A 14,175-nucleotide genomic window follows, 5' to 3' on the forward strand; every position below is an offset into this window, starting at 1 on the left:
GGCTCAGCGTCCCTTGAAACTTGGGGTGCGTTTTTCCATGAAGGCACCGACGCCTTCGCGGTAGTCCTCGCTGCGCCCGGCCAAGCGCTGCAGGTCTTTCTCCAGTTCAAGCTGTTCGTCGAAGCTGTTGCTCAGGCTAGCGTTGAGGCTGCGTTTGATCAGCGCCAGGCCATAGGTCGGCTGGGTCGCCAGGTGGCGGGCCAGTTTCAGTGCTTCATCACGCAGTTCGACATCTTCCACGCAGCGATAGATCAGCCCCCATTGCTCGGCCTGCTCAGCGGTCAGGCGATTACCGAGCAGGGCCAGGGCTTTGGCGCGGGCCATGCCGACCAGGCGTGGCAAGGTCCAGGTGCCGCCGGAATCGGGGATCAGGCCGATTTTGCAGAACGCCTGGATGAAACTGGCCGAACGCGCCGCCAATACCAGGTCGCAGGCCAGCGGAATGTTGGCGCCGGCACCCGCGGCAACGCCGTTGACCGCACAAATCACTGGTAGCGGCAGGTCGCGCAGCTGGCGAATCAGCGGGTTGTAGAACTTCTCGATGGACTCGCCCAGGTCCGGCGCCGCACTGCCCGGCGCGACATTGCGGTCGCTCAGATCCTGCCCGGCGCAGAAGCCGCGACCTTCGCCGGTCAGCAGCAATACGCGCACGTCCGGGTTCTGCCTTACTTGCTTGAGCGCTTCCTTCACTTCGCCATGCATCTGGGTGTTGAAACTGTTGAGCTGGTCTGGCCGGTTGAGGCTGAGCAGGGCGACGCCAGCGTCGATGGAAAACAGGATGTGTTCGAAGTTCATGGTCTTGGCGTTCTCTTGGCAGTCGTTCGAATTCGGATGTCAGTGGCCGCTTTATTGCCCGGTGAAAGTCGGGCTGCGCTTTTCCTGGAAGGCTGCAATGCCCTCGTCGCGGTCGCGGGTGCCGGCCAGCACGGTGAAAGCATGGCGCTCGAAACGCAGGCCGCTGGCCAGATCGGTGTCCATGGCCTTGAGCAGCGCTTCCTTGGCCAGGCGCACCGCCAGCGGCGCTTTGGCGGCAATGCTGCGGGCGATGTGCAGGGCGCGGTCGACGGTGAATTCCGGCTGGGTCACTTCGCTGACCAGGCCGGCGCGTTGGGCCTGGCGGGCGTCGATCGGCTCGCCGGTAAGGACCATTTGCATGGCCATGGATTTACCCACCGCACGTAGCAGGCGTTGGGTGCCACCAGCGCCGGGCATGATTCCGAGGTTGATTTCAGGTTGGCCGAAGCGCGCGTCTTCACCGGCGATGATGATGTCCGCGTGCATCGCCAGTTCGCAGCCACCGCCGAGGGCGAAGCCGTTGACGGCGGCGATCAGTGGTTTGCTAAAGCGGGTAATGGTTTGCCACGAGGCCTGGCGTGGGTCGTCGAGGATGCCGACCAGGTTGCGTTCTGCCATTTCCTTGATGTCGGCACCGGCCGCGAACGCCTTGCGGCTGCCGGTGAGGACTACGGCGCGGGTCTTGGGGTCGGCTTGCGCGGCGTTCAATTCTTCCGCCAGTTCACCCAGCAACTCGGTGGTCAAGGCGTTCAGGGCTTGCGGGCGCTGAAGGGTAATCAGGCGGACGCCGGGCTCGATCAATTCGACGGCAAGGGTCAGAGGCATGGCGGATGCCCTCAGGGTGCACGCTCGGCGTGGTGCCGGCTCGTTATTGGATCGGCCTCGGGGGCCGGTTTTGCCCAAGTATAGCTACAACGTGATACGTAAAAGCAATATCAAAATTGATTTGATGTGTCCTATTTGTGAAGAACTTGGTTCGTTTATACCCCGCCGAATAGGCGTTGGTAATCGATTTTTCCCATATTTTATTGGGGTTTGTGCTGGTTTTTGAGGTGTGCTGGCATTCGTCGCGAAGGTGCATTTCAAATGATACGGTTTTTAGTCTTTGTGCTTGTAAAATTGATGTGATACAAAATGAATCATTATCGGCATCGCTTTGTGAAGGAACCTGCCATGACCTGCTACAGCCTTGATGGCCTGACTCCAGTGGTTGACCCGAGCGCTTACGTGCACCCGTCCGCCGTATTGATCGGTGACGTGATCATCGGCCCGCATTGTTATGTGGGGCCGCTGGCCAGCTTGCGCGGGGACTTCGGGCGGATCGTGCTGGAGGAGGGCGCCAACCTGCAGGACACCTGTGTGATGCACGGTTTTCCCGACAGCGACACAGTGGTGGAGCGCAACGGCCACATTGGCCACGGCGCGGTGCTGCACGGATGCCGGATCGGCGCCGATGCGCTGGTGGGCATGAATGCAGTGGTGATGGACAATGCCCGGATTGGCCCGCGCTCGTTTGTTTCGGCGGCGGCGTTCGTCAAGGCCGGCTTCGAATGCCCGGAACAGTCGCTGGTCATGGGGGCGCCGGCCAGCATCAAGCGCAGCCTCAGCGATCAGGAAGTGGCGTGGAAACAGGCCGGTACCCGGGAATATCAGCAACTGGCCCAGCGATGCCTTGAGCAGATGCAGGTCTGCGAACCGCTGAGCGAACCGGAGCCGGATCGCCCGCGTATCAGCGACAGCGGGTTGCGGCCGAAAGGCAGCACTTTGTGAACACCGTCCCCTACTGTAGGAGCGAGCCTGCTCGCGATGGTGGGTCAGCTACCTTGGTGTCGACTGACACACCATCGCGAGCAAGCTCGCTCCTACAAGGGATTGGGATTAACCCCATGGCTTTCGGTATATTCCTTTTCTTTTTTTGCACGGAACGCCCATGTCGTCCCTGACTCCCTTGAACCATCTGATTACCCGCTTCCAGGAGCAGACGCCGATCCGCGCCAGTTCCTTGATCATCACGTTGTACGGGGATGCCATCGAACCCCATGGCGGTACCGTCTGGCTGGGCAGCCTGATTCAGTTGCTCGAACCCATCGGCATCAATGAACGGCTGATCCGCACCTCAATTTTTCGCCTGACCAAGGAAGGCTGGTTGACCGCCGAGAAAGTCGGGCGTCGCAGTTACTACAGCCTGACCGGCACCGGTCGTCGCCGTTTCGACAAGGCCTTCAAGCGGGTCTACAGCACTACGATGCCGGCCTGGGATGGTTCCTGGTGCCTGGTGATGCTCTCGCAACTGACCCAGGACAAGCGCAAACAAGTGCGCGAGGAGCTGGAGTGGCAAGGCTTCGGCGCGATTTCACCAGTGGTGCTGGCTTGTCCGCGCAGCGACCGTTCCGACGTCAACGCGACCCTGCTCGACCTCGGCGCCCAGGAAGACACCATCGTCTTCGAAACCACCGCCCAGGACGTGCTGGCCTCCAAAGCGCTGCGCCTGCAAGTGCGCGAGAGCTGGAACATTGAGGAGCTGGCCGCGCACTACAGCGAGTTCATTCAGTTGTTCCGGCCGTTGTGGCAAGCACTGCGCGAGCAGGAAAACCTGCAGCCGGCCGACTGCTTCCTGGCACGGGTGCTGTTGATTCACGAGTACCGCAAGCTGCTGCTGCGCGACCCGCAACTGCCGGACGAACTGTTGCCCGGTGATTGGGAGGGCCGTGCCGCCCGGCAACTGTGCCGAAACATTTACCGTTTGATTTACGCCAAGGCCGAAGAATGGCTGAATGCTGCACTGGAAACGGCCGACGGCCCGTTGCCGGATGTGGGTGAAAGCTTCTATCGGCGTTTTGGCGGACTGAAATAGCACGTCATTGTTCAGGGAGTGGTGCGGTTCAGGAGACTCGAAGCATCCGGTGTCGTGTGGATTGACGTAGACAATAAAAATAAGCCTGCGTGAGGCCTGACATGATTTCTACAACAGCACAGCGCCATGATGGGTTCGAACAATGGATCCATCAGATCAACCAGATCTGTGGCGCCTTCAACGCACAACCCCTGGGCAGCGAATTTGCCGGGCGTATCCACGAATACCAGAGCGATTCGCTCAAACTCAGTTTCGTCGACGTGTGCCAGGCGCGTTTGTACCGCACGCCCCAGGAAGTCGCAGCGGGCGAGGGCGGCAAGTATTTCGCGGTGTTCCAGCTCGATGGCACGGCGGGCATGGCCCAGGGCGACGACAAGGTCTTGCTGTCGCCCGGTGACATCACGCTGATCGATGCCTCGCGGCCCAGCGACTTCACCTACGGCGAAAACTCCCGACAGTTGTCGCTGATCCTGCCGTATCAACTGGTCGAGCAAACCCTGCGCTTCAACCAGGTCAAGTGCGGCCACCGGATTGCCGCGACTTCTCCCATCGCGGTGCTCTCGCACCGGCTGATCCTCGATGCCACCCGCCAGCAGCACCTGACCCGGCAGGAAAGCGAAGCGACCCTGGAGGCGATTGTCAGCCTGCTGCGTCCGGCGATCAGCCAGGCCGACGACTGCACGGACTTCCATGAGCGGATCTTCCGCAAGACGCTCAATTGCATCGACGAAAACATTCGCTCCGAAGACCTTTGTCCGGAATGGCTGGCGCGGGAGGTCGGCATGTCCACCCGTGGCCTGTACCGGATGTTTGCCAAGAAGGGATTGGTGGTGGCGCGCTACATCAAGAACCGCCGCCTTGACCTGTGTGCCGAATCCCTGCGTCGGTCGGGCAAGGAGGAGAAATTGTCGGTGCTGGGGTACTCGTGGGGGTTTTCCGATTCGAGCTACTTCTCCACCGCGTTCAAGTCACGCTTCGGCATTGCGCCGGGGGAGTATCGCAAGCGGTATGCTTGAGGTTTTTTTGCTCTTGCTTCGGTGAAAAAATGCTATGGCTTGAGTAACTGGCTGAACGCCTCCAGCTCACTTTTCTCCAGATCGGACACCAGCACAAAGCGCATGTGGTTTTCTTGCCAGGACACCACGTTGAAACCTCGGATCGTCAGGCTTTGCCGTGGCTTGTCCGTCTCAGGCGTGGGCAAGATAAAAACATTGATGATGTGCATGGCCCGCCCGTAACTCAGGGCCGCCGTGGTCTGATGTTGCAGATAGTCCAGCCGCCCTCCCAGCAGCGGAAACCCCTGTGCCGAGTAATCGAAGACCGGCGGCGAGAAGTCGAGTTTGCCGGTGAACCAGGGCTTCACGGTGTGGCGGTCGGACGACACTACATCGTTCAAATGTTCGCCCATCAGCGAACGCACATGGCTGGAGACCGCCTCGTCCATCAATGGCTGTTCGCTGCCCGGCGTCGCCACATACAGCACCACCGCCAAGGCCAACGCCGTCGCTGAAAAAACCGGTGCGAACCATTTTCGCCAACGCTCGACGACGCCAGTCGATGGGGGGGCAGGGGCGAACGCCCGGGAAGTCAATGACGCCGGCGCTGCGTAATACGGCGCTCGTTGCTTCACACCAGCCATCAGCAGCTTCGTCTGATCATGTAATCGCGCGCACGCGACGCACGCGGCCAGATGCCCGGACACATTTGCAGCCGTCGCCGAATCGAGTTCCTTGTCCAGATAGCCATGTATCAGCGTCTGGCAAACCGTGCAGTCGAGTTCATTCATGATCGTGCAACTTCAGTAGTTCGAGCGTGAGCATGGCGCGAGCCCTGGCCAGCCTCGACATGACGGTACCGATGGGGATGTCGACCACCAGGGCGATGTCCTTGTAGGGCATGTCTTCGAGTTCCTTGAGCACGATCACCTCGCGAAACGCCGGCGGCAGGGCGCACAGGGCTTGCTGGATCAGCGCCGCATTTTCGCTGTGGATGGCCAACAGTTCCGGGGTCTGGCTGTGGCTGAGCGCCTTGTCGTCTTCGGCGAGTTCATCGCCGATGGCGACCCAACGGCGCCCGGCTGAAGCCTTGAGCCAGGTGTAGCTTTCGTTGCGCACGATGGTCAGGAACCAGGCCTTGGCGTTGCCATCGGCGAAGCGCTGCGAAAATCTGAACGCCCGCAGGGCGCTTTCCTGCACGACATCGCACGCGGCGCTGTCGTTGCCGGTGAGCCAGCGCGCGAGGTTGTAGGCGGCGTCCAGGTGGGGCGCAAACAGTTCCTCAAATCGCGTCATAGTGGTTTCCGCACTGTCCCATCCCTATAACTGTGAAGCGTTGCGTTTTATTCCCGAGGAAAAATATATTTTCGACAGGGAATAAAGACCTGTCCCGCCAGGTTTTTACCTCGTGCCAGCTACATCACTGTAGTTCTCCAGCGAGGGATTACCGATGGACATTCATTCAAAACACCAACGACGTACCGACGGCCCGCTGAACCCTGACCGTCGAACGCTGCTCAAGTGCTCTGCATGGGCCGGGGCTGGCGTGATCTGGGCCTTGAGTGGCGGTATTCCCCGGGCCTTTGCTCTGGATGAGACGGGTAACGTCACCGACCCCAAGGCACTCGCCAGCACGTTCCAGTTTGTGCAAATCAGCGACTCGCACATCGGTTTCAACAAGGAGGCCAATCCGGAACCGCTGAAGACCTTGCAGGTGGCTATCGACAAGGTCGTTGCCCTGCCGAAACGGCCGTCGTTGATCCTGCATACCGGCGATATTACCCATCTGTCCAAAGCCGAGGAGTTCGACACCGCCGCCCAGTTGCTCAAAGGCTTGCCGTCCCCCGTGCACTACGTGCCGGGCGAGCACGACACCCTCGACGAAGGCGGCGGCAAGCTCTATCTGGAACGTTACGGCAAGGGCACCAAAGGCAATGGCTGGTACAGCTTCGATGACCACGGTGTGCATTTCATTGCGCTGGTGAATGTTTTCAACTTCCAGGCCGGCCATGAAGCGACCCTTGGTGCCGATCAACTGGCGTGGCTGGCCGATGACTTGCGAGCCGTGAGCAGCAGCACGCCCATCGTGGTGTTTACCCATATTCCGTTGTGGACGATTTATCAGCCGTGGGGCTGGGGTACCGAGGATGGCGATCAGGCGATTGCCATGCTGCGTAAGTACGGTTCGGTAACGGTGTTGAACGGGCACATCCATCAGGTCATCCAGAAAGTCGAAGGTAATATCACCTTCCACACTGCTCGCGGCACGGCTTATCCACAACCCGCACCGGGCGCGGCGCCGACGCCGGGGCCGATGACCGTGGCGGCTGATCAACTGCGCAATTATTTAGGGATCACCGAAGTGCGAGCGAGTCAGGGTGATCATCCGCTGGCGCTGATCGATTCGGCACTGGTTTAACGGAGGGGACTTGGATGAAAGCGCGATTATTGGCCGTTGCCTGCCTGATGCTGTCGATGCCGGCGTGGGCTAATGAGGTAAAAATCGATATCAAGGAATTCATGTTCGGGCCCAAGGATCTGACCGTGGCCGTGGGCACCAAAGTCACGTGGGTAAACGATGACGAGATCCCGCACACAGTGGCGGAAACCCACAAGCTGTTTCGCTCCGGGGCGCTGGATACCGGAGACAGTTATTCCTGGGTGTTCAACACTCCAGGGGAGTTTGAGTATTTTTGTGCGCTGCATCCACAGATGATCGGGAAGATTGTGGTCAGCCAATAAGCGGATGGTTCACCTTAAGACGATGTAACCCTGTAGGAGCGAGCTTGCTCGCGTTGGTGTGTCAGCCGACACCAAGGTAGCTGACCCACCTTCGCGAGCAAGCTCGCTCCCACAGGTATTGCGTACGACCTGGTTACTTCGGTGAGCTGAGGTTCAACGTCGGCGTTTCATCGAAGAAGTTCCACGGCTTGAGCAGCACATGCACCCATTCGGTCGGCATGATCGGCCACTCCTCGGCACGGGCGATGTGGGTGGTGCCGGTGGTCAGCCAGACGACATCGTCGGTGTTCTCGATGGAGTGGTTGTCCTGGGTGAATTGCCCCAGGCCCGAGTCCTTGTCCGAGCGGTTCGGGTACTTGCCTTCCGGGTACTTTTCCTCCGGGTTGTATTGCGTTACCCACAGCTGCTTGTCCATGAAACTCAGGCGGTGGTAGAGCCATTCGTCCTTGCCGAAGTTGGCGCCCTTGGCCACCGGGTGCGTGCCGCCGGCATAGGGAATCAGCTGGTAGGAAACCGGGTTGCCGACCTTGTTCTCCTTGCTGAGGTTGGTCAGCAGGCGCACGGTCGACGGGTCGAATTTCTGTGCCGCTTGCTGCTCGGTGCCGACCACTTTGGTTTCAGTTTGCATGGTGCTGGTACGCGGCCCGCCCCGGTCGTTCGGCAGCACCACCGGGTTCACTTCCACCAGTGAGTTTTGCTCGCCGTCCACGTCCATATCGAGGCGGAAGTTGTAGATGTGCTGGTGCGTGGTGCCGACGATGTTGTGATCGAGCAGGGTGCCGTAGCGCGTGTCTTCCCTGGCGGTGTCTTCGTGCATGGTTTTGGACTTCACGCCCTTGACTGCTTCGATACCGGTGGCACCGGCGTCGATGCCGATGGTGCCGTTCTGCTGGAAGACCCAGTCGAAGATGTAGTCGTAGTTGCCTACGGTGCTGATCCAGCGCACCACCAGCTCACGGCGCTCGGTGCTGAGGTTGGGCTGACCCATTTCCTGGTGTTTGTATTCCGGCCCGGCGTAGCGTTCGAACACCGCCATGGCACGCGGGATGGCGGTCGGTGCACCGGTGTAGTCGGCGATGGTGGCGTCCAGCAGCACGGCGTTTTCCGGGGCGTCTTTGCCGCGGGCGATCGGCGAGGTCAGGGTGCCCATGCCGTAGTCGCCGGAGTCGAGGTAGGCCTTGAAGTACCAGCCGACATCCGGGTCGCCGTAAGGCACGATCATGCCGCCCAGCGAGCCTTCGTACATGATCTTGCGTTTTTTGCCCTTGTCGTCGTAGGTGACGGTGGACAGGATCGGGCCGACCCGCGAATCGAGGCGAACGTGGAAGTCCCAGTTCTGCCAGTGAATGCTGTTGCCGCTGATGGTGTAGTTCTTGCCCTCGGGCTCGATGATTTCCAGCGGCTTGACTGCGACGCCCTGGCGTCCGCGCCCATCATATGGCGTCGGCTTCATCGGCACCGGAATGAGCGCCTCGTCTTCGATCTTGATCAGCTTCTTCTGTTCCAGATCGACAATCGCCACCAGGCCTTCAATCGGGTGCGCCCAGTAGTTGCCGTCATCGGTGTTGAGGTAGCTGACGATTTTCAGCAGGCGCTTGTCTTGTGCCAGGCCGTCCTTGCCGTCGAAGTAGCCGACGGTCAGAGGGGTGGCCACGACCTTCTTCACGTCGTTGATGCCGCGCTTGGCCAAGGCCTGGGCGTATTCCGGGCTGGTTTCCACAGCCGTCTGCACCGTGGCGAAATCGTCCAGCAGCACCATGCCGTGGGCGCCCTCGATCGGTTTCCAGGACTTGAGTTCTTTCTTGTCGAGGTCGACCAAGGCTTCGATCACGTGCTTGCCGTCGAGCACCACGATCGAGGCCTCGCGCGGTTGGGCGACGTTTTGCCCGGTGAAGACGAAGTTCCACACCTGATCCTTCGGCGGCTCCTTGACCGAGACTTCGGTGAAGCGGAAACCGGGCTTGTAGTTGTCCGATTTCTTGACGATGTCCACGGCCGTGGTGATTTCGGCGGCGCTCAGGGGATTGAGCGGGTGGGGGCGGGGCTCGACGACGAAGGTCTTGTCCAGTCCGGACTGGAACACCTGGTTGATGAAGTCCGTGGACATGAACGCCGTATGGCCCTTGAACACCACTGGCACAGTCAGCTCGATGCGCTTGCCGTTGAGCATCGCCACTTTGCTGTCGGGCTTGACCTTGAGGTAGACCCCGTCCTTGGCGATGGTGAACAGATTGGCGTAATCGTCCCATTTCACCGTGGCGCCAAATTCCTCAAGACCCGCTTGCAGCGGCACCATTTCGGCGTGACCGCCGTGGGCCTGGGCTGTGTTCGCCAAGAAAGGCAGGCCGAGGGTGCTCAAGGTGATGGCCAGGGCGAGGCGGGCAAGCGGATTTCTTTTGGGCGATGCTTTGGAGCTGAGCATGTATGAGTTCCTGGAGAAAAGCCGGTAACGGGCGCTTCTGCACGTTATTGCAAGCACTCAATGGCTGCATTTGAATGCCTGCCAGATTCCTTTGGCTGCGTGCCGAAATTCAGCTTTGCTGACGAAATGCACAATGACAAGCAGGCCAAGTGCCCGACCAGAGAGGCCGCAAACCATTGCTTCCAGTTAATAGGAAGCATTACTATTCACGCCCCGTCTCCACAGCACACCGCAATGACCCTCAAGCTGCCCCGCAGACACGGCTTTTTCGAGCACTACGAAGAGTTGATTGGCACCTGGACCCGTCGCCTGAGGAATCGTCAACAGGCCGAGGACCTGGCCCACGATACCTTCGTGCGGGTGCTTGAGTCCGATTCGGCGGTGGTGGAACAGCCCCGGGCGTATTTGCACCAGACCGCGCGCAACATCGCCGTGGATGGTTATCGGCGTGAGGATCGGCGGGGCGCCATGGAGTCAGAGGCGATTGATCTCAGTGAGTCGCCGACCGGCGACCCGGAGCATTTCATGCACGCGATCCAGTTGGCTGATTCTATCGAGCGGGCGCTCACCGAGCTGCCGGTCAACTGCCGCAAGGTGTTTGTCTGGCAGAAAATCGAGGGCCTGACCCAGGCAGAAATCGCCGAACGCCTGGGACTGTCCAAGAACATGGTGGAAAAGTATATGATCCGCACGCTTCGGCATCTGCGCGATCGCCTGGACGGGTCGCAGTCATGATCGGCTGCGCCATCTCCTCCCCAGCCAGACAGGAACTTCCATGATGGATACTCGTGATTGCGCGTGCGGGCAAACAACGGTTCGCGATGACGCGGCGCAGTGGTTTGTGCGTTTGCAGGAGCCTGTCGCCGATGTCGCGGTGCGTCGCCAGTTTCAGGCCTGGCTGGACGAACACCCCCAACACCGAAACGAATTCGAGGTTCTCAAGGGGTTGTGGAGCGCCGCCGACCTGGTGCCGGCGGCGCGCTTGCGTGCCTTGTGCGAAACCCCGCCAGTGCTGAAAAAACGTCGTCCCGTGCTGCGTTACGCGGTGGCGGCCAGTGTGCTGTCCGTGACGCTCGGCCTGGGGTTGTTCAGCGGCCTGAATCATCCGGCGCCTTACACTGCCGAGTTTTCGACGGCCCTGAATGAGCGCCGGCATGTGGCGCTGCCGGACGGCTCGGTGGTCGACCTGGACAGCCGCAGCCGGGTACAAGTGCGGTTTGACAAGGATCGTCGCAACGTCGAATTGAGCGCAGGCGAAGCGATGTTCAGCGTTGAACACGACACCAGCCGCCCATTCGTGGTCGAGGCGGGCAGCGGCAAGGTCACGGTGACCGGCACCCGTTTCGATGTGCGCCATGGCGCCAGCGAAACCCGGATCGTGGTGGAGCAGGGCACCGTCAAGGTTCAAGGGCGCGACGCCGCCGACAACGATTTCATCAGTCTGACAGCAGGCCTTGGCACCCATGTCGATGCCCAGGGCAAGGTTGCGGCTGCCTATGCAGTCAACCCGGCGGAAATGACCGCCTGGCGCAGCGGCAAACTGGTGTTCAACAACGTCAGCCTGGCCGATGTCGCGGAGCAGGTCTCGCGCTATCGGGAGAAACCGCTGAAGGTCGGCAACACGGCGGTGGGCAATCTGCGTCTGACCAGTGTGTTCAAGTCCGACAACACCGATGCGCTGCTCAAGGCCTTGCCAAACATCCTGCCGGTGGCCGTGCGCACCCTTGGCGACGGCAGCCAGGAAATAATTTCAAAATAAAATTCAGGTTTTTTTCGAGTTCATCGTCTTCCTGTTCAACTGCAACTGGTTTGCATTAACAAACGCACACTCTTGCGATCCACAGGACTACGTTCGACGTGAAAAACTCCACCGCTAAAAACAACAATCTACCCTGGTTGTCGCTGGCCCTCGCGCTGGCGGTCAACGTTGCGCTGCCCCAGGCCTTTGCTGCCGACGGCATCCGTATCCCGGCGCAACCCTTGGGGCAGGCCTTGAGTCAGTTGGGCCAGCAAACTTCGCTTCAGGTGTTCTTCAGCCCTGAACTGGTCGCTGGCAAACAGGCCCCGGCGGTGGATGGCAACTTGTCTGCGGAAGACGCACTGCGCCAGTTGTTGCAAGGCAGCGGCCTGCAATACCAGATCGATGAAGGTTCGGTGACGTTGATGCCGGCGCCGACTTCGGCGGCAAACGGTCCATTGGAACTGGGTGTGACCGACATCAAGGTGGTCGGTGACTGGCTCGATAACGCTGATGCCGCCTTGGTGCAGAACCACCCCGGTGCACGAACCGTGGTCCGCCGCGAAGCCATGGTCGAGCAGGGCGCGATGAACGTCGGTGACGTGTTGAAGCGCGTTCCTGGCGTGCAAGTGCAAGATGCCAACGGCACTGGTGGCAGCGACATTTCCCTCAACGTCGGCGTGCGTGGCCTGACCTCGCGCCTGTCGCCACGCTCCACCGTGCTGATCGACGGCATCCCGGCGGCCTTCGCGCCCTACGGTCAGCCGCAATTGTCCATGGCGCCGATTTCCTCTGGCAACCTCGACAGCATCGATGTGGTGCGCGGTGCCGGTTCCGTACGCTACGGACCGCAGAACGTCGGCGGCGTGATCAATTTCGTGACCCGTGCGATCCCGGAAAAAGCCTCTGCGGAAATCGGCACCACCCTGGAAACCTCGCAGCACGGCGGCTGGAAGCACATCGACACGGCGTTCATGGGCGGTACCGCCGATAACGGCATGGGCGTGGCGCTGTTGTATTCCGGCGTGAACGGCAACGGTTACCGTGAAAGCAACAACGGCAATGACATCGACGACGTGATCCTCAAGACCCATTGGGCACCGACCGATGTCGACGATTTCAGCCTCAATTTCCACTACTACGACGCCAAGGCCGACATGCCCGGCGGCCTGAACCAGGCGCAATTCGACGCCGACCCGTTCCAGTCCGTGCGCGACTTCGACAACTTCAGCGGCCGCCGCAAGGATGTGTCGTTCAAGTGGGCGCGGCAGATCGACGATCGTACTCAGGCCGAAGTGCTGACTTACTACACCGACAGTTTTCGTGGCAGCACCATCGCCTCCCGTGACCTGAGCACACTTAACTCCTATCCGCGCAGCTACTACACCTTCGGTATCGAACCACGGGTGTCCCATGTGTTTGATGTGGGCCCGACCACCCAGGAAGTCAGCGTCGGTTATCGCTACCTGAAAGAGGCCATGCATGAAGAGGCCAGCCGCGTGGCGCTGGTCAACAACCAGCCAGTCGTGCGTCCGGGGGCGGACGGCCATGTCTATCAGGACCGCACCGGTGGAACCGAGGCCAATTCGGTCTATGTCGACAACAAGATCGACGTCGGCAACTGGACCGTCACCCCGGGTATTCGCTTCGAGCACATCAGCACCGACTGGCACGACCGCCCGGTGCTCGATAACGCCGGTAAACGGGTGCCGGAGAAAAAACGCAGCATCGAGAGCAATGAGCCGCTGCCGGCCCTGAGCGTGATGTATCACATGTCCGATGCCTGGAAGCTGTTCGCCAACTACGAAACCTCGTTCGGCGCGCTGCAGTACTTCCAGCTGGGGCAGGGTGGTATCGGCGACAACACCGCCAACGGCCTGCAGCCGGAAAAGGCCAAGACTTACGAAATCGGTACGCGCTACAACGATGACGTGTGGGGCGGTGAGGTGACGCTGTTCTACATCGACTTCGATGACGAACTGCAATACATCAGCAATGACGTGGGCTGGACCAACCTCGGCGCGACCAAGCACCAGGGCATCGAAACGTCGGTGCACTACGATCTGGCCGCGCTGGACCCACGCCTTGACGGCCTGACCGCCAACGCCGGCTTTACCTACACCCGTGCCACCAACGAAGGTGATATCCCGGGCTTCAAGGGCCGTGACCTGCCGTTCTACTCCCGTCAGGTGGCCACTGCCGGCCTGCGCTACGACATCAACCGCTGGACCTGGAACCTCGATGCGTTCGCCCAGTCCAAACAGCGCTCGCCGGGCACCGGGGTGAACGCCGATGGCAGCTTCAACGGCAACTACATCACCGAAGGCACCGCCGACGGCCAGTTCGGTGACATCCCGGGTTACGTGACCTGGAACATGCGTGGCGGCTATGACTTCGGCCCGCAGGTGTCGAACCTGAAACTGGGCGCGGGGGTGAAAAACATCTTCGACAAGCAGTACTTCACCCGCTCCAGCGACAACAACTCGGGCATGTACGTCGGCGCGCCGCGCACGTTCTTTGTGCAGGCCAGTGTCGGGTTCTGATAGACCGAGGTGAATTCATCGCGAGCACGCTCGCTCCCACAATGACCGTATCGTTCACAAATCATGTGTACGACACAAATCCTGTG

General features: G+C 60.4%; 13 protein-coding genes. 8 read left to right on the forward strand and 5 right to left on the reverse strand.

Going from position 1 to position 14,175, the window contains the following annotated elements; all coding sequences use genetic code 11:
* Positions 1-3: 3 nt before the first annotated feature.
* Both paaG and paaF read right to left on the reverse strand, forming a co-directional pair.
* Positions 4-795 (reverse strand): 2-(1,2-epoxy-1,2-dihydrophenyl)acetyl-CoA isomerase PaaG, encoded by a 792-nt coding sequence (gene paaG / locus ACEN8Z_RS11575; RefSeq protein ID WP_495597716.1) that lies wholly within the window; start codon positions 793-795, stop codon positions 4-6.
* Between the two features lie 51 nt (positions 796-846).
* Entirely contained in the window at positions 847-1,620 is a 774-nt protein-coding gene (gene paaF / locus ACEN8Z_RS11580) for a 2,3-dehydroadipyl-CoA hydratase PaaF (protein ID WP_495597717.1), read from the reverse strand.
* A gap of 348 nt (positions 1,621-1,968) precedes the next feature.
* On the opposite strand from paaF, the gene paaY reads away from it, so the two are divergent.
* From paaY to feaR, 3 genes are all read left to right on the forward strand, one after another.
* Complete coding sequence (gene paaY, locus ACEN8Z_RS11585; RefSeq protein WP_007972020.1) at positions 1,969-2,565, forward strand: phenylacetic acid degradation protein PaaY; 597 nt, start codon at positions 1,969-1,971, stop codon at positions 2,563-2,565.
* Between the two features lie 160 nt (positions 2,566-2,725).
* On the forward strand, positions 2,726-3,649 hold the full coding sequence (gene paaX, locus ACEN8Z_RS11590; protein ID WP_007972019.1) for a phenylacetic acid degradation operon negative regulatory protein PaaX: 924 nt from the start codon (positions 2,726-2,728) through the stop codon (positions 3,647-3,649).
* A gap of 101 nt (positions 3,650-3,750) precedes the next feature.
* Entirely contained in the window at positions 3,751-4,665 is a 915-nt protein-coding gene (gene feaR, locus ACEN8Z_RS11595; RefSeq protein WP_495597718.1) for a transcriptional regulator FeaR, read from the forward strand.
* A gap of 32 nt (positions 4,666-4,697) precedes the next feature.
* Here feaR and ACEN8Z_RS11600 read toward each other — a convergent pair whose 3' ends face one another.
* A complete protein-coding gene (locus ACEN8Z_RS11600; RefSeq protein WP_495597719.1) occupies positions 4,698-5,435 on the reverse strand; it encodes an anti-sigma factor family protein in 738 nt (245 codons plus the stop codon).
* Complete coding sequence (locus tag ACEN8Z_RS11605; protein WP_495597720.1) at positions 5,428-5,940, reverse strand: sigma-70 family RNA polymerase sigma factor; 513 nt, start codon at positions 5,938-5,940, stop codon at positions 5,428-5,430. The genes ACEN8Z_RS11600 and ACEN8Z_RS11605 overlap by 8 nt, the downstream gene beginning before the upstream one ends.
* A 154-nt stretch (positions 5,941-6,094) precedes the next feature.
* Between ACEN8Z_RS11605 and ACEN8Z_RS11610 the strand changes: the two genes are divergently transcribed.
* Together ACEN8Z_RS11610 and ACEN8Z_RS11615 are read left to right on the forward strand one after the other, a co-directional pair.
* Positions 6,095-7,063, forward strand: coding sequence for a metallophosphoesterase family protein (locus tag ACEN8Z_RS11610; protein WP_008003001.1), 969 nt, complete (start codon positions 6,095-6,097; stop codon positions 7,061-7,063).
* 14 nt (positions 7,064-7,077) lie between these two features.
* On the forward strand, positions 7,078-7,386 hold the full coding sequence (locus tag ACEN8Z_RS11615) for a cupredoxin domain-containing protein (RefSeq protein ID WP_495597721.1): 309 nt from the start codon (positions 7,078-7,080) through the stop codon (positions 7,384-7,386).
* Between the two features lie 133 nt (positions 7,387-7,519).
* On the opposite strand, the gene tynA is transcribed toward ACEN8Z_RS11615, so the two are convergent.
* Positions 7,520-9,808, reverse strand: a complete 2,289-nt coding sequence (gene tynA, locus ACEN8Z_RS11620; RefSeq protein ID WP_495597722.1) for a primary-amine oxidase — start codon at positions 9,806-9,808, stop codon at positions 7,520-7,522.
* 234 nt (positions 9,809-10,042) lie between these two features.
* On the opposite strand from tynA, the gene ACEN8Z_RS11625 reads away from it, so the two are divergent.
* The 3 genes from ACEN8Z_RS11625 to ACEN8Z_RS11635 all read left to right on the forward strand — a co-directional run bounded on the left by ACEN8Z_RS11625 (position 10,043) and on the right by ACEN8Z_RS11635 (position 14,089).
* On the forward strand, positions 10,043-10,543 hold the full coding sequence (locus tag ACEN8Z_RS11625) for a sigma-70 family RNA polymerase sigma factor (protein WP_495597723.1): 501 nt from the start codon (positions 10,043-10,045) through the stop codon (positions 10,541-10,543).
* Positions 10,544-10,583: 40 nt separating this feature from the next.
* Positions 10,584-11,567 (forward strand): FecR family protein, encoded by a 984-nt coding sequence (locus ACEN8Z_RS11630; protein ID WP_495597724.1) that lies wholly within the window; start codon positions 10,584-10,586, stop codon positions 11,565-11,567.
* Between the two features lie 98 nt (positions 11,568-11,665).
* Positions 11,666-14,089, forward strand: a complete 2,424-nt coding sequence (locus tag ACEN8Z_RS11635; RefSeq protein WP_495597725.1) for a TonB-dependent siderophore receptor — start codon at positions 11,666-11,668, stop codon at positions 14,087-14,089.
* Positions 14,090-14,175: the final 86 nt, after the last annotated feature.

Source organism: Pseudomonas sp. Pseusp10 (genome assembly GCF_059492225.1).

Coding starts and splice junctions, on each gene's coding strand:
- ACEN8Z_RS11610 (WP_008003001.1), top strand. CDS start 6,095: ATGGACATTCATTCAAAACACCAACGACGTACCGACGGCCCGCTGAAC.
- ACEN8Z_RS11605 (WP_495597720.1), bottom strand. CDS start 5,940: ATGACGCGATTTGAGGAACTGTTTGCGCCCCACCTGGACGCCGCCTAC.
- ACEN8Z_RS11615 (WP_495597721.1), top strand. CDS start 7,078: ATGAAAGCGCGATTATTGGCCGTTGCCTGCCTGATGCTGTCGATGCCG.
- paaF (WP_495597717.1), bottom strand. CDS start 1,620: ATGCCTCTGACCCTTGCCGTCGAATTGATCGAGCCCGGCGTCCGCCTG.
- feaR (WP_495597718.1), top strand. CDS start 3,751: ATGATTTCTACAACAGCACAGCGCCATGATGGGTTCGAACAATGGATC.
- paaG (WP_495597716.1), bottom strand. CDS start 795: ATGAACTTCGAACACATCCTGTTTTCCATCGACGCTGGCGTCGCCCTG.
- paaY (WP_007972020.1), top strand. CDS start 1,969: ATGACCTGCTACAGCCTTGATGGCCTGACTCCAGTGGTTGACCCGAGC.
- tynA (WP_495597722.1), bottom strand. CDS start 9,808: ATGCTCAGCTCCAAAGCATCGCCCAAAAGAAATCCGCTTGCCCGCCTC.
- ACEN8Z_RS11630 (WP_495597724.1), top strand. CDS start 10,584: ATGATGGATACTCGTGATTGCGCGTGCGGGCAAACAACGGTTCGCGAT.
- ACEN8Z_RS11600 (WP_495597719.1), bottom strand. CDS start 5,435: ATGAATGAACTCGACTGCACGGTTTGCCAGACGCTGATACATGGCTAT.
- paaX (WP_007972019.1), top strand. CDS start 2,726: ATGTCGTCCCTGACTCCCTTGAACCATCTGATTACCCGCTTCCAGGAG.
- ACEN8Z_RS11625 (WP_495597723.1), top strand. CDS start 10,043: ATGACCCTCAAGCTGCCCCGCAGACACGGCTTTTTCGAGCACTACGAA.